We start from the raw sequence: 24,462 nt of genomic DNA, 5'->3' as shown, positions 1-24,462 counted from the left end.
TCTGGGGGTTTACCCAAGGGCAAGCTCAAGCCTTGCTTCAACGCTGGCAATGTGTCCCCCCAATCTGGTCTTGTTGCAACCTGTCATGCAGACCCCAGCGCTGAGGACCAGGCTCAGGACGATTTGTTAGGCTTGATCAGGCTTTCGGCCGGGATGCCGAACAGCTGGTGCAGTTTCCAGATCATCGGCAGGGTCAGCGCGCGCTTGCCGTTGAGCACTTCGTAGACGCGATTGGTGCGGCCGATGGCCGGCGCCAGGTCGGCGGCGGACAAGCCGGATTGTTCCATGCGGAACTTGATCGCCTCGATCGGGTTGGGCAGGTCCAGGGGAAACTGCCTGGCTTCGTATGCCTCGATCAGGGTGATCATCACATCGAAGTAATCGCCTTCAGGCGTCCCGGGCTGCGGTTCGTTGTCGAACAGGGGCGAGACGCTTTTGAGCGCGGCGCGGTAATCCTGGTCGGTGTGGATAGGGCGGATGTTCATGCGGGTTGCTCCATGTCTACGCTGTCGGCATCAATGGCATCGTACTGCTGGTGGGTACCTACGAACTTGATGTAGAGCGCGCCGAAGCGAAAGGCCACGGCAACGATCAGTCGATACTCATTCCCCTTGATGTTGAAGACCACCCTGCGGCTTTTGAGAATGCTCGCGTTGCGATACTGGTCCTTGATCTGCGCAGGGTTGGACCACTCGGCTTTCCTTGCTTCATCGACCCAGGCCAGCAAGGGCTGTTCTGCGTCCGGGTACTTCTCCCAGAAGGCCTTCAACTGACTGACTGCAATAATTCTCATGGCGTGATCCTAGTCCCGTCATGGGACTTAAACAAGTCGCTGAGTGCGTCAAGCGATGTACGGGCAGATCGCTGGATCTGCCCGCGCAGGCGACGTTGGTTCAGGGACGATCAGGTCATGCAGAGAGCGTGGCGTGCACGTCGTCCATCAGTGCCTTGCCCATCTCTGCCAGGTAGTGTGCCGCCCAAGCATAGCGGTCACACCGGGGCTCCATGGCGGCCTCCAGGGTGAATTGCTTTGCCAGATGCAACAGCGCCGAGGCGTGTTCCAGGGCGTCGTTGATCGGTACGTCGGCATTCACTCGAAACAGCGGATGCAGGTGTTCGCCGCACTGGGAAAAGCGGATTTCACCGAGGGTGGTCAGGGGCGATTGAGTGGTCATCGGGCACCTCCGGTTTTGTGTGACGGGAGGTGTGGGGAGGACGGATTTCGAGTGTGGTGCATGGTGACGACTCCTTTCGTATTGGGAACCACCACCGTCTGCCGCCAAGCAGATTTGGGTGGCGGATTGCACAAGGTTGGCGGACCGGCACGAAAGGAACCGGCACCCCCGAAGGGGTCCCTGCGCAATCCGCCATGACACAGAAATGCGGGCACAAAAAAAGGGCCAGCCTTACGGCCAGCCCTCGGGTTCATCCGATAACCCTCAATCCCCCAGCGCTTCCCCTTCACGCCGTGGATCGGCGCCACCGGCCCAGGATGCTTTGCCCTGGGTATCACGCACGCGAACGATGGCCTGGGTGCCGCTGGTCATGTCGATCTCGTTCACTTCATGGCCTTGGGCTTGCAACGCCTGTTTCAGCGCGGGGCTGAACTGGCCTTTCTCCAGTTCGGTAGGGCCATTGCGGCTGCCGAAGTTGGGCAGGCCGACGGCGGCTTGCGGGTCGAGGTTCCAGTCGAGCATGCCGATCACCGACTTGGCCACGTACTCGATGATCTGCGAGCCGCCGGGGGAGCCGACGCTGGCCAGCAGTTCGCCGTTGGCGCGGTCGAAGACCAGGGTCGGTGCCATGGATGAGCGCGGACGCTTGCCCGGTTCGACGCGGTTGGCCACCTTCTGGCCGTTTTCCTCGGGGATGAACGAGAAATCGGTCAGCTGGTTGTTGAGCATGAAGCCTTGGACCATCAGGTGCGAGCCAAAGGCCGCTTCCACCGTGGTGGTCATGGACACCGCGCCGCCTAAGTCATCCACCGCCACCACTTGCGAGGTGGAGATGCGCATCGGCGAGCGATCCGGTGCGTAGACCACCTGGATGCCCTGGGGCTTGCCCGGTTCGGCCTTGCCCAGGCTGCGCTCACCGATCAGCGCGGCGCGTTGGGCCAGGTAGTTCGGGGCGATCAGACCGGCCACCGGCACGGGCACAAAGTCACTGTCGGCCACATACAAGCCGCGGTCGGCATAGGCCAGGCGCTCGGCTTCGGCGATCAGGTGCACCGCTTGCGGCGCGGGCTCAAGGCCGGCAGGCAGGTTGGTCTTCTGTGGCTTGAGGTTGGCCAGGGTGTAGCGCGGGTCGCGCTGTTCCAGAGCCTGCAGGGTGCCGAGGATCTGCGCCACCGCCACGCCGCCGGAAGAGGGCGGCGGCATGCCGCACACCTGCCAGCGCTTGTAGTCGCTGCACAGCGGCGCGCGTTCCTTGGCGCGGTAGCCTTGCAGGTCATTGAGCGACAGGCTGCCGGGGTTGGCGTGACCCTGGACCTTGGCGACGATTTCTGCGGCCACCGGGCCCTTGTACAGGGCATCCGGGCCTTCCTGGGCGATGCGTTTAAGCACCGCGGCCAGTGGCGGGTTTTTCAGCAAGGTGCCCACGGCTTTCGGCGTGCCGTTGGCATTCAGGAAGTACGCGGCCATGTCCGGCGAACGCGCCAGGAACGGGTCGGCGCTGATCATGCTGTGCAGGCGTGGCGAGATGGCGAAGCCTTGCTCGGCCAGGCGGATCGCCGGTTCGAACAATTGCGCCCAGGGCAGGCGCCCGTGTTTCTGGTGGGCCATTTCCAGGGCCCGCAGCACGCCTGGGGTGCCCACCGAGCGGCCGCCGATCTGCGCCTGGGGGAAGGGCATCGGCTTGCCGTCCGCCTGCAGGAAGAGTTTCTCGGTGGCGCCCGCCGGCGCGGTTTCGCGACCGTCATAAGTGCGCACGGCCTTGCCGTCCCAGAGCACGATCATCGCGCCGCCGCCAATCCCCGAGGACTGCGGCTCCACCAGGGTCAGCACCGCTTGCATGGCAATCGCCGCATCGATGGCCGAGCCACCGTTGCGCAGCATCTCGCGCCCGGCCTCGGCGGCCAGCGGGTTGGCGGCGGCCGCCATGTGTTTGTCGGCGTGTCGGGTTTGCATCTCGGTGCGGTAGCCCGAAGCGATTTCCGGAGCGGCAGGCAGGGCGGTGGAAGAAGGCGGGTTGTGGCAGGCGCTGAGGCTGAGGGCGGCGGCCAGCAGGCCGAGGAGTCGGGGGTGACGGGGAGGGAAGATCGAGAACACGCGTTGAGCTCCGTTCACTGGGAAATGAGGTGTCGTCCGTGAGGGGGAATGTACAGCAGTGGCGCCGACAGCAGGGCCGACAGGTGGCCATGACCGTGCGCTCGGCCAGTGGCAAGGCATGGGGCAGCGGCCCTGTACATGGGGTCGCAGGCAGGCGTGCACACGGCCACCGATTGATCTGAGTCAGGCCGTCTGGGCACGGTACAGGAGCAGCCGTGGAGTGCTGAGTAGGGGAAGCGTGAGTCCAGGGTGTTCGGTCACTGGATCCGTCGGTGTGGCTGGCGTTGATCTGGGCATGTTGCGATTCCGAGACGCAGCAGGGAGTGAAAGGGGGGCTCGGCCATGGCGCGCGGGGAACCATGGCCGTCCTTGAACGCGGGCTGTGACGCTACCGGATCAGGGCTTCATCTGCCAGGCCGTCGAGCTAGCCGCGGCCTTGAACTTGGCCCGATTCTCCGGAGTGGCCGGCGGTTCGGAATCACCGAAGATCGCTTTCAGCCAATGGCCGTCGGTGGGGTTGGGGAAGAGGATGAACTTGCGCCCGAACTGCTCCTTGTCCTCGGTCATCAGGCTGCTGCGCTGCTTGACGTCGGCCACGTAGTACTTGCGTTTGAAGTCGTTGAGGTTATCGCCCAGCATCAGCACCACGTTGTGGTCCTTGGCGATTTCCTGCTGCCGCGGCTCTTTGTTGGAGCTGTCGCGGTGCACCGTCAGGTGCTGCTCATCGGCATAGGGCAGCTGGTTCTTGCGCAGGTTGGCCAGGGCGTATTGGTCAGTCTTTTCGCCCTGGTCGCGGCTGGTGACGTAGAACACCTCGACGCCCTTGGACTGGGCGTACTTGAGGAATTCCACCGCTCCCGGAGTGGCCACCGGGCCATTGTCGGCGACCCACTTGTCCCAGGCCTCGTCGTCGAAGAACTCTTTGCCCGAATTGATCATGTAGCCCCAGTAGCTGTTGCTGCTGAGTACGGTGTCGTCGACGTCGCTGATGATCGCCAGCGGCCGGTCGCCGGCCTTGTGTTCCTGCAGGGCGCGATCCAGTCGCATTCGGGCGATGTTGAAGCCCTGGTAGTACAGCGCCTCGAACTCGGCGGCGGTCTGCTTCCAGGCCACGGCGGCGGTTAGCAGGTTGGAGGGTGGGGACGTGGTCTGTTCGGCGAAGGCTGGGGCACAGCTGATGGCCAGGAGCGAGAACAGCCAGGGAACGACTGAAGTTCTGTGGTTTTTTATTGTCATTATCGAGCCCTTGAAGTGAGGATTGCGCAGCTCTCACAAACACTGCCCCAGTGTTCTATCTCACCCCGGGCAGGGGCTCAATGCAGGTGTCGCGTTTGTGGATCAATGCGGCGTAATCTCCTGCGTTTTTGCGGCAATGCACAGGTCGGTGTGTTGCCTGCCTCGGTACTTGCGATACGCAGTACGATGGCCGCTTTTCTGACCAGGCTCTTAGCGAGTTTGTCGATGACATTTACGGCTCGTTTGCCTAGGGCGCCAGTGCGCGAGGCGCAGACGAGTCGTTCTCAAACACAGCTCAGGGAGCATGACGTGCGCAAGTCCGACCGACTGTTCCAGGTCGTCAACCTGATCCGCGTGCATCAGCCGATTACGGCTGAAGATCTGGCCGAGCGCGTTGGCGTTTCGGTCCGCACTATCTATCGCTACATCGACGACCTGTCGGTGAGCGGTGTTCCGTTGTATGGCATGCAGGGCATCGGCTATGCGCTGCGCGAAGGTTTCGAGTTGCCGCCTTTGACCCTGACTCAGAATGAGTTGGATGCGCTGATGCTGGGCGTCGAGATGCTTTCAAATTCGGCGGGGGCGGAACTGGCGGCTTGCGCCAGGACACTGCTGAGCAAAGTGGCCGCTGCGGTGCCGTTGCGGAATACACAGCCTTGCCTTTCCAGCATTCGGGCTCTGAGGGTCAGGCCCTCGACCGTACAGCAGCACTACCTGGATGACCTGCATCGGGCGATTCAAAAGGCTTGCGCGGTGCGTTTTTCCTATCTCAGCTTGAGTGGGCAGTTGTCGAGCAGGCTGGTGTTTCCGTTGGGGCTGTTCTACTGGGGCGGGAAGTGGACAGTGGGAACCTGGTGTACGAGCAGAAAGGCGTACAGGGATTTCAGGGTCGATCGGATCAGCCATTTACACATCACTGAGCAGGAGCCGCCGCTGGAGGGGCAATGGAATCTGCGTGCCTACATGCAGTTCCAGTCTGAACAATGGGCGGCTCAGAACGTCAACAGCCACTGACAGCACGCTGTCAGTAGGGGCTCCAGATACTGACAGCCTTTCACCACAGCAAAGGAGTGATGTATGACGCAGAGCAGTCATGTACTGGAGTTGGCCGTTTTTACCGTCAAGCAGGGTTTTGAAAGCCAAATGCCGCAATTGCGCGTGATGCTTCGAGAGGCGCTGCGAGGATTTGATGGGCTGATCGAGTTCTCGGGGTATAGCCCTGAACCCCAAGGCCGGGTCTTTGTCGATCTGGCTAAGTGGGACAGCCTTGAAAATGCGCAGAACGTTGCACGGGCTTTTGCGGAAGGCGATCTGAGGTTTGCCCCATATGCTCAGGCGATAGAAACACTGACGTTCATGGGGCATTTCTACCCTGAGTAGAACGGGCCGTTGCAAGGCCGCTCGTGCAGTTGCTTTTGCGCGGGCATAAAAAAACGGCTTACCTTGCGGTAAGCCGTTTTTAGTACTTGGTGGCTACACAGGGACTTGAACCCCGGACCCCAGCATTATGAATGCTATGCTCTAACCAACTGAGCTATGTAGCCAAGTGGCGCGCATTATTCGCGCAGAACGACAATGCGTCAAGCGTTTTTATAAAAAAATTATCTACGCTATCAACCGTTTATCCCTTCCCCTCGGAAATCAGCGGCGATGGGCAGCGCTGGAACCAGCGGCTGGCCTGTTCGTAAGCGTGGGCCAGTTGCAGGACGGCGAAGTCAGCCTGGTGTCGGCCGATGATCTGCAACCCCATCGGCAGGCCGTCGGCATTGAAGCCGGCCTGGACACTGGCCACCGGGCAGCCGGACAAGGTGCCGGGAATCACCACCTCCATCCAGCGGTGATAGGTGTCCATGGCCGCGCCTTCGATGCTGCGTGGCCAGGGGGTGTTTTTGTCGAAGGGGAAGACTTGGGCGCTGGGCAGCAGCAGGTAGTCGAAGCGTTCGAACAGCTTTGAAATGGCGCGGTACCAGTCGCTGCGGATCACCGAGGCGTCGAAGACCTGGCTGGCGGACAGCTTGAGGCCGTTTTCCACTTCCCAGATGGCTTCTGCCTTGAGTTGTGAACGCTTGTACGGGGCGGCATAGGCGTTGCCCAGGGAGCCGGCGACCATCCAGTGGCGCAAGGTGCGCCAACTGCTCCACAGGCGCTCGGGGGCGAAGTCGGGGCTGGCCGGTTCGACGCTGCAGCCCAGGCTGCGGAAGTCGCCCAAGGCCTTTTCGCAGAGTTGCAGCAGGCCCTTTTCCATCGGCAGGTAACCGTTGAAGTCCCCCAGCCAACCCAGGCGCGAGTCCTTGAAATCACGCTCCAGTGGCGCGGCGAAGCCCTGGCCGGATTCGGCGATGGACAGCGGCGCCCGGGCATCGCCGCCGGCCTGCACCGACAGCAGCAGGGCCGCGTCGCGCACGCTGCGGGCCATGGGGCCTTCGTAGCCGAGCTGGTCGATGAACAGGTCGCTGCTGTCGTCGAAGGGCACCCGGCCCTGGGACGGTCGGAAGCCGAAGATGTTGTTGAAGGCCGCCGGGTTGCGCAGCGAGCCCATCATGTCGCTGCCGTCGGCCACCGGCACCAGGTGCAGGGCCAGCGCCGCGGCGGCGCCGCCACTGCTGCCCCCGGCGGTCTTGCTTGGGTCATAGGCGCAGCCGGTGGTGCCGAACAGCGGGTTGTAGGTCTGCGAGCCGAGGCCGAACTCCGGGGTGTTGCTCTTGCCGATAATGATCGCCCCGGCAGCCTTGATCCGCTCCACCATGATGCCGTCGCGCTCGGGGATGAAATCCCGGTACAGCGGCGAGCCCAGGGTGGTGCGGATGCCCTGGGTCAGGGACAGGTCCTTGATCGCGTGGGGCAGGCCGTGCATCCAGCCACGGTACTTGCCACGGGCCAGTTCGGCGTCGCGCTGGTCGGCCTGGGCCAGCAGTAGCTCGGCCGGTTGCAGGCTGACCAGGGCATTGACCAGAGGGTTGTAGCGCTCGATGTGGGCAAGGTAGGTCTGCATCACTTCCCGGCAGGAAACCTGACGCAGGCGGATACGCTCGGCGAGTTCATGGGCCTGGAGCAGGACCAGTTCGCTGGGGGGATTGGCGATCATGGCAGGGGCCTTTCAAACGGCTTTAGAAACGCCCCGGCATCCAGGCCGGGGCGGCAGAAGTCAACGCAGCTCAGCGCATCAGGTTGGTCCACAGGCGGTCGGCGAGGCGGATCGCGCCTTCGCCGCAGGTCTGGCTGAAGACCACCTTGGTGCCATCGGGAATGTGCAGCTCGGGGGCATCCTTCAGACCGGCGTCGAGGAAGGGTTCGACGCCCTTGATCGGGCTCTGGTGCTTGAGGAAGTTCTGGGTCATGGCGGCGTTCTCAGGCTGGCTGAGGAAAGCGATGAAGGCCTTGGCGTTCGCCGGGTGCTTGCTGCCCTTGGGGATGACCATGTTGTCCACCCAGGCCAGCACGCCTTCTTTCGGGTAGAGGTATTTCAGGCTGGGCTTCATCTCCCGGGCACGCATCGACGAGCCGCCCCAGAACATCGACATGTCGATTTCCCCGGCCGCCAGGTTCTCGCGGATCGCCCCAGCCTTGGAGCTGTAGGTCTTGACGAAGGGCTTCTGCGCCTTGAGCAGGGCGAGGATCTGCTGCATCTGCTTGGGGTCTTCGCTGCACAGCGGAATGTTCAGGTACAGGCTGGCCATGTCGATCACTTCGCTCACCGAGTCGAACATGTTGATCCGCCCCTGCAGCTCTGCCGGCGGCTGGTAGAGCACCTTGTAGCTGTCGCTCGGGCCTGTGTAGCGTTCGCCGTCGAGCACCACGCTGGTGGTGCCCCAGATGAAGGGCACCGAGTAGGCGCCTTCAGGGTCCCAGGTGGGCTTTTTCAGGTTGTCGACCACGCTGGCGTAATAGGGCTCTTTGGCCGGATCGAAGCGCTCCAGCAACTGCTCCTGGATCAGGATCGGAATGAACTGGTGGGACGGGATCGCCACGTCATAACCGGTGCCGCCCTGTTTCAGCTTGGCCAGCAGGGTTTCGTTGGAATCGTAGGAATCCACCGTGACTTCGATACCGGTCTGCTTCTGGAACTTGGCGAGAATCTGCGGCGAAAAGTAGCCGCTCCAGCTCACGACGTTGAGTTTCTCGGCGGCCTGTACCGCCAGTGGCAGGCTCAGCAGCAGCGAGGTTCCCAGACTTGCAATCAACTTGCTCATGGCATTTCCCCAAGGTCAGTGGACGGTTCAAGCGTGTTTCTTGCTCAACAGGTAAGAGAGGCTGACGAACAGCACCGAGACGCCGAGGATCAGCGTCGACACGGCGTTGACGTCGGGTGTCACACCCATGCGCAACAGGCCGAAGATGAAGATCGGCAGGGTGGTGGTGCCGGCCTGGGACACCATCATCGAGATCACGAAGTTATCCAGGGAGACGATGAAGGCCAGCATCAGCCCGGAGACGATCCCCGGCATCAGCAGCGGCAGGGTCACCTTGCCAAAGGTGCGCCAGGGGCCGGCGTACAGGTCCGCCGCCGCATGCTCCAGGGACAGGTCCATGTCGTTGAGGCGGGCGCGGATTGGCAAATAGGCGAAGGGGATGCAGAACACCGTGTGGGCGATGATCAGGTTGCCGTAGCCCAGGGACAGCCCCAACGTGGAGAACAGCGCCAGGGTGGCCACGCCGACGACGATTTCCGGCAGCACCAGGGGCAGCATGATGGCACCCATGGACAGTTGCAGGCCCTTGAACTTCGCCCCGCGTGAGGTGCCCAGGGCCGCGAGGGTGGCAATCGCCGTGGCCGCCATGCTGGCGCACACGGCAATCAGCAGGCTGTTGCCCGCGGCCTGGCGCAGGGCCTGGTTGGCGAACGCGGCGCGGTACCAGTCGAGGCTGAAGCCGCTCCACACCGTGGCCGACTGGTTGGCGTTGAAGGAGAACACCACCAGCACCAGGATCGGCGCGTAGAGGTATAGGTAGAACAGCAAACTGAAACCGCCGAAGCCGGGAAAGTCCTGGACGCCTGGGCCGTTGCGTTTGAACAGGCGAATCATCATGCACCCTCCTGAAGGGTTCGCTGGCGCTGGGCGCGCAGGGCGTAGACGGTCAGCACCAGCATCACTGTGGCCATCAGCACCAGGGACAGGGCGGCGCCGAAGGGCCAATTACGGGCGTCGCTGAACTGGCGGAAGATCAGGTTGCCGAGCATCATCCGGGTGCCGCCCCCCAGCAGTTCCGGGGCGATCATTGCCCCCAGGCAAGGCACGAAGGTCAGGATCGCCCCGGCAAAAATCCCCGGCTTGGCGATTGGTAGCACCACCTTGCGCAAGGTGCGCCAGCGCCCGGCGTAGAGGTCTTGGGCGGCTTCCAGCAGGCGGATGTCCATCTTTTCCAGGGTGGCGTAGATCGGCAGCACCACGAAGGGCGCGTAGGTGTAGACCAGCCCCAGCAGCACCGCGCCGTCGGTGTACAGCAACTGCAACGGCTCGTGGATGACCCCCAGGCCCATCAGGCTGTTGTTGATCACCCCGGTGTTGCGCAGCAGCAGAATCCAGGCGTAGGTGCGGATCAGCAGGTTGGCCCAGAACGGCACGGTGATCAGGAAGATCAGCAAGCCCCGGCGCTGCACCGGTTGCATGGCCAGCCACACCGCCACCGGAAAACCGATCAGCAGGGTGATCACCGTGGTCAGCCCGGCGATGCCGATGGAGCGCAGGGCGATCAGCAGGTAGGAGTCGGTGAAGGCCAGGCTGTCATCCAGTTGCCGCTCGAACAGCAGCGAGGTGTAGGCGTCGCTGCTGAAGGCCTGGTTCACCCCGCCGTAGGGGTTGGCTTCCATCAGCGAATAGCCGATGACGATGAGGATCGGCACGATCAGGAACAGGCCGATGGCGATCAGCGCCGGGCTGACCCCGAGAAAACTGCGCAGGGCCTTGCGCCGTTCCAGGTGCTGGGAAATCGATGAGGCGTGCATGGCGAATCCTCGTGGTCAATCGAGCAGGACGCTGGCGCTGCCGCGTTCGAACACCAGCCCGGCACTGCTGCCCACGGCTAGGCGCGGATGGTGTTCGAGGTTGTTGGGCGTGCGCACCGTGAGGCGCGTGCCGTCGCCGAGGCTGACCTGGTATTGCAGGTCGGTGCCCAGGTAGATCTGCGCCTCGATGCGGCACGCCAGGGCCCCCTCCACGGCGTCGCTGCGCAGGTGCAGGCGCTCCGGGCGTACGGACAGGGTGACCTGCTGGCCGACGTTGACCGTGTTGCAGGGGGGCGCCGGCAGTGCCTCTCCGGCCGGACCGCTGAACCAGGCCAGGCCGGCTTCAACGCGGCTGACGGTGGCCTGGATGAAGTTGGTTTCACCGATAAAGTCGGCAACGAAGCGGTTGCGCGGCTGCTCGTAGATCTCTTCCGGGCGGCCCACTTGCTGCACTTCGCCTTCGGAGAGCACGGCGATGCGGTCGGACAGGGTCAGGGCTTCTTCCTGGTCATGGGTGACGAAGATGAAGGTGATGCCGGTCTTGGTCTGGATCGCCTTGAGTTCTTCGCGCATGGCCTGGCGCAGCTTGAGGTCCAGGGCCGACAGCGGTTCGTCCAGCAACAGCACCTTGGGGTGGGGCGCCAGGGCCCGGGCCAGGGCGATGCGTTGTTGCTGGCCGCCGGAGAGTTGGTTGGGCTTGCGTGCGGCGAAGCGTTCCATCTGCACCAGGGCCAGCATCTCGCGCACCCGCTCGGCGATCTGCGCCTTGCTCAGCACCTGGCCCATGGGCCGCGATTCCAGGCCAAAGGCCAGGTTTTCGGCCAGGGTCATGTGGGGGAACAGCGCGTAATGCTGGAACACGGTGTTCACCGGACGCTCGAAGGGCGGCCGCTCGGCGATGTTCTCGCCATAGAGGAGGATCTCGCCCTGGGTCGGGAATTCGAAGCCGGCGATCATCCGCAACAAGGTGGTCTTGCCGCAGCCGGAGGGCCCCAGGAGGGTGAAGAATTCGTTGTCGCGGATGTCCAGATCGATGTGCTTCAGGGCCACCGGGCCGCTGTGTGGATCGCCGTAGACCTTGCGCACCGAGCGGATGGACACCGCCAGTGTTTGCAGCGCATGCAGGGCATTCATGCCTTACCTCCGATTCCCCCACGGGCTGTCGTGCAGGCCATGGATATTGTTTTTCTTAGGGCAGGATCGAGATGTGTTCGGATGCGTGCAAAGCCTGTTTTTACGGGCTTTGCGCGGGTTCTTATGGTTCTGCTGGAGCGGATTATCAGTGAGGGGTTGCGGGGGCGAAACATCAATTTTAACATACATGCTATTAAAAAATTTAATAGCAAGGGCGTGTAGAACCATGGCCGAACAGCGTTTGCCGCCGTTGAATGCGGTGCGGGCTTTTGATGCCGCGGCCCGTTTGGGCAGCTATGTCGAAGCCTCCAAGTCGCTGCATGTCACCCAGCCCGCCATCGGCCGCCATGTGAAACTGCTGGAGGATTGGCTGGGTGTGCAGTTGTTCGAACGCACCTCGCGCGGGGTGATCCTGACCCCGGCGGGGGAGGCTTATCACCGCAAGACCGCCGCGGCCTTGCGCTTGATCATCGAGGCCGGGCGCGAGGTTCAGTCCAAGGCCGCCGAGCGCTGGTTGCGGATCATGGTGGTGCCGGGGTTTGCCAAGCGCTGGCTGACCCCGCGCCTGGAGGCGCTGCGCCATCTGCGCCCGGGACTGAAGTTTGCCATCGAACCGAATTCGACCTTCACCGACGTCGACGCCAAGAGTGCCGACCTGGGGATCGCCTACGGCCTGGACGGGCAATACCCCCAGTCGCGGGTCAGCTTGATTTGCCCCCGGGTGTTTCCGATCTGTACCCCAGCCTATCTGCAAAGTATCGAGCCGATCACTGGGCCGGCGGATCTGGCCCGCCACACGCTGATCCATTTCGATGACGGGGAGTGGTGGAACCTGTGGTTCGCCGCCAATGGCCTGCAGGTTCACCTCACATCCGATCTGATTTATGTGAACAACGACCATGCGCTGTCGGTGGCCGAAAGCGGTGGCGGCATCGCCCTGGCCAATGAAGTGCTGGTGCGTGAGGAGCTCCAGGCCGGCACCCTGGTGCGGGTGCTGGCCGATCAGGTGAAGCTGGAAAGCTATCGGGTGTTGACGCCGGCCCCTGAGTGGTCGGCGGATGTCCAATGGTTTATCCAGTGGCTCAAGGCCGAACTCGAAGCGGATTTCCCCGAGGCGCGGATCAGCGGTTGATGGCAGCCCAGCGCCTCAGGTCAACTGGAAGCGTCCGGTGTTGGCGCTCAGGGCCTGGCTGCCTTGGCTCAGGCGGTCGGCTGCGAGGTTCACCGCCCGGGCCCCCTCCAGCAGGCGCACGGCGGCCTGATCCACTTGCTGGATATTGCCGCTGACTTCATCGGCGGTGCTGGCTTGCTCTTCCACCGCGGTAGCGATTTGCGTCAGGGTATCGCTGACTCCTTGTACGGCATCGGCAATTTCCACCAGGCGCTGGCCCAGGCCGGTCACTGATTGCGCGTCACTCTGGGCTTGGCCGCAGGCGGCTTCCATCAGGTTCACCGCCTCGTTCACGGTCGCGCGCAGGCTGTCCACGGTGGCGGCGATCTGCTCGGTGGAGGACTGGGTGCGCTGGGACAAACTGCGCACTTCATCGGCGACCACGGCGAAGCCCCGGCCCTGCTCCCCGGCGCGGGCGGCTTCGATGGCGGCGTTCAGGGCCAGCAGGTTGGTCTGCTCGGCCACGCCGCGAATGGTGTCCACCACCAGCTGGATTTGCTGCCCTTGTTCACTGACCCGGGCGAGGGCGGCGGCGGTGTCGTTCAAGCGTTGGTTGAGTTGCTGGATGCTGGCGGTGGTGCGCTGGCTGTCGCGGCTGCTGTCGCTGGCGATGCGCCGGGTGTGCTGGGCGCTGCCGGATGCCTGTTCACAACTTTGCGCGACCCCTTGGGAGGTGGCGGCCAGTTGTGTGGCGGCCGCGGCGATCTGGCTGATCTGCTGTTGCTGGGCCTCGACTTCGCTCAAGGCTCCGCTGGAATGATCGTTGAGACTGCGCACGGCGTCCCCCAGTTGCAGGGTCTCGTGATCCACCCCTTGCAGGCTGCTACGCAGTTGCACCACGGCGACGTTCAACGCGTTGCTGATCAGCGCCAGTTCATCGCGTCCCTGTACTGGCACTTGCAGGCACAAGTTGCCGTCGCGCAGGGCTTCGGCCAGTAGGGTGATACCGCTGGCGCTGCGCCGGATCGAGGCTTGCAGGCAAATGAACAGGTACAAGGCGGCCAACACCAGGCAACCGAGCACCGTGGCCACCAGAATGAACTGGCGCAGGGCTGAACCCTGGTAATGGTCGAGGCGTCTGTCGAGGGTCGCGAGGGATGTCTGGCGCAGGTCTGCAAGGTTGCCCAGCAGGCTGTCCAGGCTCTGTTCGAATTGTTCGGGCTTGAGCTTGATGTCGCCGCCAAACATGCCGTCATCCAGCACGCTCAGTTGGTCATCCAGGTGCTTGAGGCTATCGTGATAGTGCCCGGCCCAGCCTTGCAGGGCGCTGGGCAGGCGCGTCTCCAGCAGGCTGCCGGTCTTGCTCAACTGCTCCCTTGCATCGCCGATGCGGCTGCGCAGGTCACGCAGTTGCAGGCGGCTTTGCAGGGTGAACTGGCCCGAGACCACCGAGGCTTGACCGACGGCGGCCAGGCGTCCGACCCGCTCGATCAGGTCCGGGGCGTGCTGGGTAGAAATCTGCGTCAGCAGGTAGGTTTCCAGCCAGGGGGCGAGGGTCAGGCGGGTGTCCATGGCGATCTGTTCGCGCAGCGCCTGCAGAGCACTCAGGGCCGAAGTGAAGCGCTCGTAACCGTCCGGCCACCAACCGACGCTGGCCAGACTTTTCGAGTCCAGTTGCGCCAGGGGGGCTTGCAATGCCTGGTAGCGGGTAAGGGTGTCGCTCTGAGCACCGGTCTGCTGTAGGGCTTCGCCCAGTTGGCTGTAAGCCTGGAGCACGGCGGGCTGCACCGCATCGAAGGCCGCCACGGCGGCAAGGGTCGCCGGAGTCGGCTTGCGGTTGGTTTCGGTGGCACGCCAGCGGGCAGCACGATCACGTTGTGCGGTCAGCAAGTTATCCAGGGCATCGAGGGCCAACAATTGCTCGACCCCAGAGCGCTCGGTGGCCATCAGACCGAGCTTGTCGTGGTAGTCCTGGCCAATCATCCACAGGCTGCCCAGCAGCGGCAGGATGAACAGCAAAAACAGCAACTGGAATTTGCGGGCAAAGCCAAAGCGCCCCAACAGACTAATCCCCGGTGCTAGAAATAGATGCATGCCGATTGCTCCTCTGGACACCACGCACCATCGGCGTGCGATCGGGGCGTGTGGCCCGGACCCCGTGCCCTTGTAAAAAGGCTTCGGAAAGTGTGCGACGGCTGCCAGGATCAAGCCGGCGCTGTAGCGTTACTTCCCATTTTCGACGCCCTGGATAAGGGCGCCGGGTTGGTCTGCCAGTCAGAGCAAGATTCAGACCATGGCGATGAGCTATTAGTCAGGTGGAAGAAGTCGTTAGCCTGCTAAGGGGATGGCCTGGGCGCACTGAAAAATGGCACATTGGCGCACCTGCCCCTGTGCACCCACCCGCTGTACGGAAAACTCTATGGCTAGCAGCAACTCTTCGAACGTCGCAACGACGAGTGTCCCGGCTTCACAAAGCAGCCCACTGGTGCTGCGCATCATCGGCGCAGTGGCCCTGGCGCACCTGATCAACGACCTGATCCAGGCGGTATTGCCGGCCATCTACCCGATGCTTAAGGACAACTACGGCCTGACGTTCACTCAGGTCGGCCTGATCACCCTGACTTTCCAGCTCACCGCCTCTCTGCTGCAGCCCTGGGTGGGGTTCTACACCGATCGGCGCCCCTTGCCGTTCCTGCTGCCGACGGGCATGGTCTGCACCCTGATCGGCATCATGATGATGTCCCAGGCCGGCAGTTTTCCCTTGATCCTGCTGGCGGCGGCATTGATCGGCATCGGCTCCTCGACTTTTCACCCGGAGGCTTCCCGGGTCGCGCGGCTGGCCTCGGGCGGGCGTTATGGCCTGGCGCAGTCGAGCTTCCAGGTGGGCGGCAATGCCGGCACCGCATTCGGCCCTTTGCTGGCCGCCGCCATCATCATTCCCTACGGCCAGGGCAATGTGGCCTGGTTCGGCCTGTTCGCGCTGTTGGCCCTGGCGGTGCTCTACGCCATCAGTCGCTGGTACGCTAACCACCTGCGCCTGCACAAGCTCAAGCAGGGTCATGCGGCGACCCACGGCCTGTCGAGGAACCGGGTGATCAGCGCCCTGGTGGTTCTTGGGCTGCTGGTGTTCTCCAAGTATTTCTACATGGCCAGCTTCACCAGCTACTTCACCTTCTACCTGATCGAGAAATTCGACCTGTCGGTGGCCAGCTCGCAACTGCACCTGTTCCTGTTCCTCGGCGCGGTAGCGGCGGGGACCTTCTTTGGCGGGCCGATCGGCGACAAGATCGGGCGCAAGGCGGTGATCTGGTTCTCGATCCTCGGGGTGGCGCCGTTCACCCTGCTGCTGCCCCATGTCGACCTGTTCTGGACCAGCGTCCTCAGCGTGGTGATCGGCTTCATCCTGGCCTCGGCGTTCTCCGCCATCGTGGTCTACGCCCAGGAACTGGTGCCGGGCAACGTCGGCATGATCGCCGGGGTGTTCTTCGGCCTGATGTTCGGTTTTGGCGGGATCGGCGCGGCGCTGCTGGGGCACCTGGCGGACATCCATGGCATCGAGTACGTGTACTTCCTGTGCTCGTTCCTGCCGCTGTTCGGAGTGCTGGCGATCTTCCTGCCGCGTACCCGCAAAGCCTGACGCGCGGTTGTTCGACGGGTAAAAAAACGCCCGGGGCCAGGCTCCGGGCGTTGTCGTTTCAGCGCTGCGCTAGTTGAGGCGTCGCTGCCTGCGGCCTCAGTGCAGACTTTTCAGGTAGGCAATCAGGTGCTGGCGGCTCTGCGGGTCGGCCTGGCCGGGAAACATCATCTGGTTGCCCGGTACCAGGGCCGCCGGGTTGCTCAGCCAGCGTTCCAGGGTGGCGTCGTTCCATTGCAGGCCGGCACCCTGTAGCGCGCTGGAGTAGCTGAAACCCTGGGCCTGGCCACTGGCCCGGCCGAAGACTTGGTGCAGGCTGGGGCCCATCAGGTGTTTGCCGTTCTCGGCGCTGTGGCAAAAGCCGCATTGGGCGCTGAACAGGGCCTTGCCGAGAACCGCGTCGCCGTCGGCCAGGGCCAGTGGCGCGGCCAGCAACAGCGCTTGGGCTGTGAGCAGTGGGCTGTACTTCATGACTTTTCCTGTGTTTCAAAGGGCCCCGTGGCGCTACGCCGACGGGGCACGAGCTGCTTAGAAAGGGTTGGCCAGATCGATCCCGGACTTGCCCGGGGCAAGGATGTTGTTCGGGTCCAGGGCGCGCTTGATGGCGTGCTCGACCTTGCGCTTGACCGGACCGTAGCTCTGCGCTACCCGCTCCTGGAAGGCGGTGTTGACCCGGTACACGGCATAGCCATGCTGCTCGAACACATCCAGCAGCTCGGCGAAGCAGGCGTTGGCGCGCTGGGTTTCTTCCGGGTTGCTGCGGTCGTACAGCACGTCGATCACGTGGTGCATGTCGCGCCAGCCGACGATGAACTCGCCGACATAGTCCAGGCCGTGTTTGTTGAGGATCTGCTTGGCCAGGGCCTGCTGCTTGTTGCACTCGCTGCCGCGGGCCTGGCTCACCGGGGCGAACCACATCGAGCCACCGCCGCCGCGCCAGTTGTATAGGCCGAACTCTTGCAGGTTGGGTACCCCGGACATCAGTTGCGAGCGGTACAGGAAGGGTTGGGTCGTGCCGGCTTCCTCCTGGGTGACGATGCGTCCCTTGCCCAGAGCCTTGAGGGCCTGATTGACGATCTTCCAGTTGACGTCCACCTGCTCCTGGGTGCCGTAGAGAGCGGCATAGACGTTCCAGGCGCCGAGGTTCTTGTCCTTCTGGATCTGCTTGAGGATGGCCTCGGAGGTGGGCCCAGGCTCTTGGGTGTAGTCGGCGCGGCGGGTGTTGCAGGTGGCGGCCTCCCACAGCACGCCGGCGATCACCACCGAGTTGGGAATCACTTGGGCGATGCGCAGCGGGCGGATGAATTCGACGATCTCGGCGATGTCCGACTCGTTCTCGAACTTGATCTCGAACGGTTTGAACACTGGCGGCTTGGGCATCAGCCAGAAGCCCATCTTGGTGCAGATGCCGTAGTTGGCCTGGGTGAACATGCCATCCAGGGTCGGGCCGTAGCCCCACTTGAACACCTGCCAGGCATTGTCGCCTTTGACCCCGCCCATGCCAGTGCGATAGACGTCGCCGTTGGCCAGCACCACCTCCATGCCGCACTGCATGAGGAAGTGTTCACCGTAGGGGGTGTAGCCGACGCCGCGGTCCATGGTGTTGCCCAGGGGGCCGGCGATGGCCGAAGGCGCCGAGAAGGACAGCATCAGCGGCAGGTTGTGTTCCTGGATGTAGTCGTAAAGCTGCTGGTAGGTGACCCCGGGCTCCACCAGTGCGGTGCACAATTCCGGGTCGACGTGGAGGATCTTGTTCATTTTCTTCAGGTCGAGAATCACCTGGCCGCGCTGGCCGGGCGCTGCCGAGCCGTAGCCGAAGTTGCGGCCGGTGGAGATGGTCCAGACCGGAATCTTGTGCTCGTTGCAGATCTTCACCACCCCTTGTACCTGCTCGACACTGGTGGCGGTGACGGCGGCCGAGGGCATGTGCTCGGCGGTGTCCACCGCCATCATGATCTTGGTGTAGGGCACCAGTTGGTCGTCCTTGACCAGCACGTTGTCGTCCCCCAACAGGGCACGGAACTGGGCGATGGCTTTATTGAAGCGGGCCGCAGTCACGCCCCGGGGCAACAGTGGCTTCTGGGTTTGCTCAGTCATTGGATCAGCTCCTTCAAGCCTCAATCGAGAACGAAACGAAATGGCCGCTCAATGGCACGGCCCGAGGGCTGGCCAACGGCGCCTGGCCGAGGCGGCCGCTGGCCAGTTCGGCCAGGCTGTAGCCCAGGGTGGCGGCCCATTGTTCAGCGCTGCGCGGGTCGCGAGCGCGGGCGCCGGCCTGGAACGCCGGCTGTGCCAGCAGGCGCTGCTCACTGAGGCTGAAACCGGCGCCACAGGCGTTTAGTTGCAGGCCCAGTTGCAAGGCACAGCCATGGGCGGCCGTGGTGCCCAGCAGTTGGTGGCGCGAGGTCCGCGCATCGCTGTGGTGCTGGCCAAGCCATTGCACCCGGGCCCCGGCGCTGCGGGCCTGGTCGAGCACCAGCGCGGCGCTGGCATCGTCCAGCAGGCCGATGATGCGTTGCCGCTGGCCACTGCCCAGGCGTTGTTGCAGCGCCTGAATCGACGCCAGGCTGGCCTCCCAGCGTTGCACGTTGACCTGGCGCGCCACCGAGCTGGCGTTGATCCCCTGGACGAAAGCCGAGTCGGCGACGGCGGCGCTGACCAGGGCCAGGGTCGGTAGCCGTGGGCCGGTGGACGGGCCCAACACGCTGTTGGCCAGGCTCAGGCCGGGGCCGGTCACTGCGACGCTGGCCAGACCGCCCAGGGCCATGCCCTTGAGCAGTGAGCGACGTTCAATGTTCATGGGCGTCTCCTCAGGGTTGGGCGGCCGTGGCCGGGGCTTTGGAGATGTAGTCGGCGACCTGCTGCAAGGCGTTGTCGTCGATGAACGACGCCGGGAATGCCGGCATCGCGCGAAAGCCGTTGCGCACTATCGCGGTGATGTAAGGCGCTGGCAGTTGGCGTCCCTTGATTTGCGGGCCGACGTTCTTTTCGTGGCAGTGGCCGCAGACCTTGGCGTAGACGTTCTCACCGTTTTTCCAGACGCCGTCGCCATCGGCGGCGGCCGTTGCGGCCAGCATCGTCAGGGGCAGGCTCAGGCACAGGGCAAGGCTGCGTTTCACCGCTGGGCTGTTGAGGAGCGAGGACATTGCGTACTCCGTATTGTTATGGGGTGATTCGGTGGACAAGCGCCCCGCTCAGAACGGATAGGGGCGCGGTGTGTGTTGCAGGGTGATCCAGTGGTCGGTGGTGAATTCATCGATGGCCCAGTCGCCGTTGAAGCGGCCCAGGCCCGAATTCTTTTCACCGCCAAAGGGCGCGTTGGGCTCATCGTTGACCGGCATGTCGTTGACGTGGCTCATGCCTGCGTGCAGGCGTTGGGCGAACTGCACGCCACGCTCCGGGTTGGCGCTGAACACCGCGCTGGACAGCCCGTATTCACTGGCATTGGCCAGTTCCAGGGCGTGCTCGGCATCCCGTGCGCTCTGGATGCCCACCAGGGGGCCGAAGATTTCTTCGCGGGCAATCTCCATGTCGGCGCTGACGTCGCCGAACACATGGGGCGGCAGCACGTTGCCCGTGGCCGGGCCGCCCACCAGCAAGGTCGCCCCCTCGCTCAGGGCCAGGCGGATCTTGTCCTGCAGGCCGGCCAGTTGTTTGCTGTTGATCACCGGGCCGACCACCGTGGCCGCCAGGCTTGGGTCGCCATACGGCAGGGCCTTGACTCGTTCGACAAAGCGTTGGGTAAAGGCTTGCAGCACCGGCTGCTCGACGATGATGCGGTTGATCGCCATGCAGATCTGCCCTTGGTGCAGGAACTTGCCCACCACCGCAGCGTTCACCGCTTGTTCCAGGTCGGCATCGGCCAGGACCACGAACGGGCTGTTGCCCCCCAGTTCCAGGGCCACGTGCTTGAGGTGCTCGCCGCCGCTGGCGATGCGCCCGATGTTGCGGCCGACCTGGGTCGAGCCGGTAAAGGAAATGAACGCCGGCACCGGGTGCTCGACAAAGGCATCGCCGATGTCCGCCCCGCTGCCGACCACTACGCTGAGCACCCCGGCGGGCAGGCCGGCTTCCTCGAAGATCCGCGCCAGCAGCAGGCCACCGGTCACCGGGGTGTCGCTGGCCGGCTTGATCACCACCGCGTTGCCCAGGGCCAGGGCCGGGGCCAGGGAGCGGGCGCTCAGGTGCAGGGGGAAGTTCCACGGGCTGATGATCCCGATCACCCCCAGGGGCTTGCGGTAGACGCGGCTTTCCTTGCCAGGGACGTTGGAGGCGACGATCCGCCCATGGACCCGGCTGGGCAGGCTGGCCGCTTCGACGATGATGGCGCGGGCCGCGCCCCATTCGATCTGCGCCTTGATCCGGGTGCTGCCGGACTCGCGGACCAGCCAGCCGATGATTTCTTCGCGGCGCTCATCGAAGATCCGCGCGGCGTTGAGCAACACTTGGCTGCGTTGCGCGGGCACGCTGGCGGCCCATTGGGCCTGGGTCTGGCGGGCCTTGGTATAGGCGTCATCGAGGTCCTGGCGGTTGGCCAGGCTGACCTGCAGCAGGCATTGCTCGGTGAACGGGTCGAGGACCGCCAGCATTTGGCCGCTGCTGCCGGCGCGCCAGCGTCCGGCGATGGGTTGCAGTTCCAGGTGTTGATAGGCAGGTCGAGTCGCAGTCATGGGGTGCTCTCTTGTTGGTGGCCATGGCTCGGCTGTCGGCAATCAAGCCGATGGCTCGGGAGGGTAGGGAGGGATGCCCGCTACGGCGGCGCTTCAGCCGTGGGGGGCTGCGTTGCGGAGTGGGCCGTGGTGCAGAAGTGAGGGACAGGGCAGGGGCGGCGCAAGGAAGGCAGAAAGCATGGCAAGGTCACCTGTGGTCTTGTTATGGATGAGTGTCTGCCTGTGCATAACAACTATCGTGCCACGGTCGCTTATTGTAAAAATATTGTTTTAAAACAATAGGTTAGTTGTTTTTTGTTTGTCATGAGACCCGTCGTGGAAGGCGTACTGCGGAAATTTATGCAGAGAAGTCGCAAGGGCGTCGAAAGCTCGGCACTCCCGGGGCGCTTGCAGAAACTGTGCGGTTACCGGCCAGAATCTGCGCCTCGCCTGCGGCCAGGAGGGACGGTGATTGACCCGGCAAAGCACCGGGGCATACTGCAAGGCCCCTGAGCTGCCCGTTGATTGCCCATGACTCGTTCTCCTTCCAGCCAGCCCGGCCGCCCTGCGGATGAAGACTTCCTCAAGCAGATGCTGGGGCGGCAAAAGCGCTTGATCGTCGATCGCACCAGCCAGTTCGAGGCCCGCGGCCTGCCCTCGGCTGAACAATTGGCCGAGACCGTGGCCTTTGCGCCCCAGGACGGCAGCATCTGGTTGTGCGGGCAACGGATGATGCTGATGCAAGGGTCGGCGTTCGGCTCCATTCGTCGTGAGTTGATCGAGGCCCTGGGCTTCGACAAGGCCCGTGGCCTGATCACCCGCATCGGCTGGCAGGCCGGGGCCCGGGACGCGGCCCAGGTCAGCGAGCAGTGGCCGGACGGCGATCACGCCAGCCTCTACAGCGCTGGGCCGCGCCTGCACATGCTCGAAGGCATGGTCAATGTCGAGGTGGTGCGTTTCGAGATCGACTCCAGCATCGGCCATTTCTATTCGGAATTTCTCTGGCATAACTCATTGGAGGACGACGAGCACATCGCCGCCTATGGCCTGGGCGGCGAGCCCGCGTGCTGGATGGAGATCGGTTATGCCAGTGGCTACGCCTCGTCGCTGCTGGGGCGGCTGGTGGTGTTTCGCGAGTTGGAATGCCGCTCGATGGGGCAGTCGGCCTGTCGGATTGTTGGCAAGCCGGCGCAGCTGTGGGACGACATCGATGTCGACCTGATGTACCTCGACCCAGGGGATTTTCTCAGCCGCAGCGCCTATGCCTCGGGGATGCAGACGCAGGTCGCCGAGCTACCGGTATCGCCCGACGAACAGCAATTGGTCGGCATCTCGGCGGCCTTTGTGGCCGCCAGCCAGTTGTTGCAGCGGGTGGCGCCGACCCAGGCCACGGTGCTGCTGACCGGAGAGTCGGGGGTGGGCAAGGAATTGTTCGCGCGCCATCTGCATCAGGCCAGCAGCCGTCGGCAGCAGCCCCTGGTGGCGCTGAACTGCGCGACCCTGCCGGAAAACCTGGTGGAGGCCGAACTGTTCGGCGTGGAGCGGGGGGCCTTTACCGGCGCCGACCGTTCGCGCCCGGGGCGCTTCGAGCGGGCTCATGGCGGCACCTTGTTTCTCGATGAGATCGCCACCCTCAGCCTTTCGGCCCAGAGCAAGATCCTGCGGGCCTTGCAGGAAGGCGAGATCGAGCGGGTGGGGGGCAGCGAGCCGCTGCGGGTGGATGTGCGAGTGATCGCGGCGACTAACCTCGACCTGCGGCGTGAAGTGGAGGCCGGGCGCTTTCGTGAGGATTTGTTCTATCGCCTGAATGTGTTTCCCATTCATCTGCCGCCTCTGCGCGAGCGCCGCGAAGACATTCCCCTGCTGATGAGTTATTTCCTGCACCGCTTCAGCCAGCGCCACGGGCGTCAACTGGCGGGTTGCAGCACGCGGTTGGTGAATGCGCTGCTGACCTACCGCTTTCCCGGCAATATCCGCGAGTTGCAGAACCTCATCGAGCGGGGGGTGATTGCCGCCGGCGACGGCGAAATCATCGATGTGGTGCACCTGAGTGAGGCGGGGACGCCCCTGGCGGGAGTTGCCATTGGCTTGAATGCCGACGGGCGCCTGGCGCCACCGACGGTGCGTGAGCCTGCGCCAGCTTCAGCGGCGGCCAGGGCGGCTGAGGCGCCGCTCGAGGAGCCGGAGCTGGCCAGCCTGCAGGCGTTTCTCTCCGGGCGGGCGCCGGCTTTGAGCACATCGCTGGAAGAGATCGAATTGCGCCTGGTGCATCTGGCCCTGGAGCGCTCCGGGGGCAACATCACCGCGGCGGCGCAGATGCTCGGCATGAGCCGGGCCCAGGTCAGCTATCGCCTCAAGGGCCGTTGAACCGGCCCTCTGCAGCGTTTCGGCAGCAGAGGGCGCGGCGTTCGGCGGTTCAGAGTGTGTTGATTCAGGGGGGATTCAGAGCGCGGTGGTGAATTTCAGCCAGTAGGTCTGGCCCTCGGCGCGGTTGCGCACCGCCGACTCGTCCTGCCATTTGGCGCTCAGCGACCAGCCGCTCTTGCTGCGAAATTGCACCGCCGGGCCGATGGAGAACGAGCGTCCGCGATTACCATCACTGGCTTGCACCTGGGGCGCGGTGGCGCAATCGGCGACGCTGCACTTATCGTCGCTGATCTGCTGATAAGCGTGCCCGCCGACGCCGATCACCCAGCCATTGCCCAGCCCCCAGCCGAGGCTGTAGTCGGCATGCAGCTCGCGTCCGGACTGATAGTGGGTGGCGCGGTTTTCGAAGTTGTAGTCGTGCATCAGACGCACATCGGCGTTGAAGCCCTGCGGATCGGTGTAGGTCATGGCATACACCGCTTGCACGGTGTAGTAGTGGTTGCCCAGGTTGATCAGGTCGTCCTTGTTGTATTCGCCGCCGCTGGGCAGGACGAAATCGACCCCCAGGGCACTGTGGAACTTGTTGCTGTGATGAAAGCCCAGCACCGGGCCAAGATGGGCGTCGCCGATGCCACGCTTGTGATCGTGGGGGCCGTTCTGAATGTTCAGGCGCATGTCGTTCAGCGGCAGCAGGGCGTGGAAACCGAGTTGGGCCCCCAGCACCTGTTGCTCGGTGACCCAGACAAAACGTGGCACCACGCTGGTGACTCGCAAGTCGATGCTGGCCGCGCGGTGACCCGCGTCGTCCCGCAGGCTGTCGGCCAGGTAGTTGCCAACGAAGACCTGGGCGTAGGTGCCGGGCGGCGGCAGGATGCCCATGCCGTAGAGTTCGATGCCCATGGGCCAGGAGGACACGCCGCCTTCGCTGGCCTGGAGCCAGGGGGCGTGGGCGGTCAGTAGCAGGCTGGAGGTGAGTGCAAGGACGCGCAGGCGCGAGGAGGTCTGATGCATGAGAAGGTCTGCCTTATTGTTATGGGAGCGCTGGCAGGAGCAGGACTCCTGACGCGCCGGCAGAGCGTCTCAACTAGCGTGCCAATCCTTTTATTTTTAATTTATCG

22 protein-coding genes and 1 tRNA gene are annotated in these 24,462 nt (G+C 63.8%); 5 read left to right on the top strand and 18 right to left on the bottom strand.

The window, feature by feature from the left end; genetic code table 11:
• Nucleotides 1-113 precede the first annotated feature (113 nt).
• The 5 genes from PLD_RS29920 to PLD_RS29900 form a co-directional block, all read right to left on the bottom strand.
• The gene (locus PLD_RS29920) at nucleotides 114-485 is read right to left on the bottom strand and encodes a type II toxin-antitoxin system HigA family antitoxin (RefSeq protein ID WP_159898357.1); all 372 of its coding nucleotides are present in this window, start codon (nucleotides 483-485) and stop codon (nucleotides 114-116) included.
• A complete protein-coding gene (locus PLD_RS29915) occupies nucleotides 482-793 on the bottom strand; it encodes a type II toxin-antitoxin system HigB family toxin (RefSeq protein WP_159898356.1) in 312 nt (103 codons plus the stop codon). The genes PLD_RS29920 and PLD_RS29915 overlap by 4 nt, the downstream gene beginning before the upstream one ends.
• Before the next feature lie 115 nt (nucleotides 794-908).
• On the bottom strand, nucleotides 909-1,175 hold the full coding sequence (locus PLD_RS29910; RefSeq protein ID WP_159898355.1) for a DUF3077 domain-containing protein: 267 nt from the start codon (nucleotides 1,173-1,175) through the stop codon (nucleotides 909-911).
• Between the two features lie 264 nt (nucleotides 1,176-1,439).
• The gene (gene ggt, locus PLD_RS29905) at nucleotides 1,440-3,269 is read right to left on the bottom strand and encodes a gamma-glutamyltransferase (protein WP_159898354.1); all 1,830 of its coding nucleotides are present in this window, start codon (nucleotides 3,267-3,269) and stop codon (nucleotides 1,440-1,442) included.
• Nucleotides 3,270-3,665: 396 nt separating this feature from the next.
• On the bottom strand, nucleotides 3,666-4,505 hold the full coding sequence (locus PLD_RS29900; RefSeq protein WP_159898353.1) for a 5'-nucleotidase, lipoprotein e(P4) family: 840 nt from the start codon (nucleotides 4,503-4,505) through the stop codon (nucleotides 3,666-3,668).
• Nucleotides 4,506-4,814: 309 nt separating this feature from the next.
• Here PLD_RS29900 and PLD_RS29895 point away from each other — a divergent pair, with 309 nt between their 5' ends.
• Entirely contained in the window at nucleotides 4,815-5,519 is a 705-nt protein-coding gene (locus PLD_RS29895) for a YafY family protein (RefSeq protein ID WP_159898352.1), read from the top strand.
• A gap of 63 nt (nucleotides 5,520-5,582) precedes the next feature.
• On the top strand, nucleotides 5,583-5,885 hold the full coding sequence (locus PLD_RS29890; protein ID WP_159898351.1) for a hypothetical protein: 303 nt from the start codon (nucleotides 5,583-5,585) through the stop codon (nucleotides 5,883-5,885).
• A gap of 87 nt (nucleotides 5,886-5,972) precedes the next feature.
• On the opposite strand, the gene PLD_RS29885 is transcribed toward PLD_RS29890, so the two are convergent.
• The 6 genes from PLD_RS29885 to PLD_RS29860 all read right to left on the bottom strand — a co-directional run bounded on the left by PLD_RS29885 (nucleotide 5,973) and on the right by PLD_RS29860 (nucleotide 11,583).
• Nucleotides 5,973-6,049, bottom strand: a tRNA-Met gene (locus PLD_RS29885).
• A 77-nt stretch (nucleotides 6,050-6,126) separates the two neighbouring features.
• Entirely contained in the window at nucleotides 6,127-7,590 is a 1,464-nt protein-coding gene (locus PLD_RS29880) for an amidase (RefSeq protein ID WP_159898350.1), read from the bottom strand.
• Nucleotides 7,591-7,660: 70 nt separating this feature from the next.
• Entirely contained in the window at nucleotides 7,661-8,695 is a 1,035-nt protein-coding gene (locus PLD_RS29875) for an extracellular solute-binding protein (RefSeq protein WP_159898349.1), read from the bottom strand.
• Nucleotides 8,696-8,722: 27 nt separating this feature from the next.
• Complete coding sequence (locus PLD_RS29870; protein WP_159898348.1) at nucleotides 8,723-9,532, bottom strand: ABC transporter permease; 810 nt, start codon at nucleotides 9,530-9,532, stop codon at nucleotides 8,723-8,725.
• Nucleotides 9,529-10,449 carry an ABC transporter permease gene (locus tag PLD_RS29865; protein WP_159898347.1) on the bottom strand — a complete coding sequence of 307 codons (921 nt, stop codon included), beginning with the start codon at nucleotides 10,447-10,449 and terminating at the stop codon, nucleotides 9,529-9,531. Before PLD_RS29865 ends, PLD_RS29870 begins: the two co-directional genes overlap by 4 nt.
• 15 nt (nucleotides 10,450-10,464) lie before the next feature.
• Entirely contained in the window at nucleotides 10,465-11,583 is a 1,119-nt protein-coding gene (locus PLD_RS29860; RefSeq protein WP_159898346.1) for an ABC transporter ATP-binding protein, read from the bottom strand.
• Nucleotides 11,584-11,809: 226 nt separating this feature from the next.
• Here PLD_RS29860 and PLD_RS29855 point away from each other — a divergent pair, with 226 nt between their 5' ends.
• Complete coding sequence (locus tag PLD_RS29855) at nucleotides 11,810-12,715, top strand: LysR substrate-binding domain-containing protein (protein ID WP_159898345.1); 906 nt, start codon at nucleotides 11,810-11,812, stop codon at nucleotides 12,713-12,715.
• A 15-nt stretch (nucleotides 12,716-12,730) separates the two neighbouring features.
• Here the strand turns inward: PLD_RS29855 and PLD_RS29850 are convergent, their stop codons facing one another.
• Nucleotides 12,731-14,788: a methyl-accepting chemotaxis protein gene (locus PLD_RS29850; protein WP_159898344.1), complete on the bottom strand. Its 2,058-nt coding sequence runs from the start codon at nucleotides 14,786-14,788 to the stop codon at nucleotides 12,731-12,733.
• 325 nt (nucleotides 14,789-15,113) lie between these two features.
• Between PLD_RS29850 and PLD_RS29845 the strand changes: the two genes are divergently transcribed.
• A complete protein-coding gene (locus PLD_RS29845; RefSeq protein WP_159898343.1) occupies nucleotides 15,114-16,331 on the top strand; it encodes an MFS transporter in 1,218 nt (405 codons plus the stop codon).
• 96 nt (nucleotides 16,332-16,427) lie between these two features.
• On the opposite strand, the gene PLD_RS29840 is transcribed toward PLD_RS29845, so the two are convergent.
• Genes PLD_RS29840 through PLD_RS29820 form a run of 5 tightly spaced genes read right to left on the bottom strand, consistent with a single transcriptional unit; the run spans nucleotide 16,428 to nucleotide 20,998 of the window.
• The gene (locus PLD_RS29840; RefSeq protein ID WP_159898342.1) at nucleotides 16,428-16,799 is read right to left on the bottom strand and encodes a cytochrome c family protein; all 372 of its coding nucleotides are present in this window, start codon (nucleotides 16,797-16,799) and stop codon (nucleotides 16,428-16,430) included.
• A 57-nt stretch (nucleotides 16,800-16,856) separates the two neighbouring features.
• Nucleotides 16,857-18,425, bottom strand: coding sequence for an FAD-binding oxidoreductase (locus tag PLD_RS29835; protein ID WP_159898341.1), 1,569 nt, complete (start codon nucleotides 18,423-18,425; stop codon nucleotides 16,857-16,859).
• Nucleotides 18,426-18,438: 13 nt separating this feature from the next.
• The gene (locus PLD_RS29830) at nucleotides 18,439-19,128 is read right to left on the bottom strand and encodes a hypothetical protein (protein ID WP_159898340.1); all 690 of its coding nucleotides are present in this window, start codon (nucleotides 19,126-19,128) and stop codon (nucleotides 18,439-18,441) included.
• A 10-nt stretch (nucleotides 19,129-19,138) separates the two neighbouring features.
• Nucleotides 19,139-19,474 (bottom strand): cytochrome c, encoded by a 336-nt coding sequence (locus PLD_RS29825; protein WP_159898339.1) that lies wholly within the window; start codon nucleotides 19,472-19,474, stop codon nucleotides 19,139-19,141.
• 48 nt (nucleotides 19,475-19,522) lie between these two features.
• A complete protein-coding gene (locus PLD_RS29820; protein WP_159898338.1) occupies nucleotides 19,523-20,998 on the bottom strand; it encodes an aldehyde dehydrogenase family protein in 1,476 nt (491 codons plus the stop codon).
• Between the two features lie 510 nt (nucleotides 20,999-21,508).
• On the opposite strand from PLD_RS29820, the gene PLD_RS29815 reads away from it, so the two are divergent.
• Nucleotides 21,509-23,344, top strand: a complete 1,836-nt coding sequence (locus PLD_RS29815; protein ID WP_159898337.1) for a sigma-54-dependent Fis family transcriptional regulator — start codon at nucleotides 21,509-21,511, stop codon at nucleotides 23,342-23,344.
• 75 nt (nucleotides 23,345-23,419) lie between these two features.
• On the opposite strand, the gene PLD_RS29810 is transcribed toward PLD_RS29815, so the two are convergent.
• Nucleotides 23,420-24,355: a transporter gene (locus tag PLD_RS29810; protein WP_159898336.1), complete on the bottom strand. Its 936-nt coding sequence runs from the start codon at nucleotides 24,353-24,355 to the stop codon at nucleotides 23,420-23,422.
• Nucleotides 24,356-24,462: the final 107 nt, after the last annotated feature.

It is taken from the genome of Pseudomonas sp. LD120 (assembly GCF_009861525.1).
Lineage (GTDB): Bacteria > Pseudomonadota > Gammaproteobacteria > Pseudomonadales > Pseudomonadaceae > Aquipseudomonas.
This window is presented reverse-complemented; position numbering and strand designations above follow the sequence as displayed.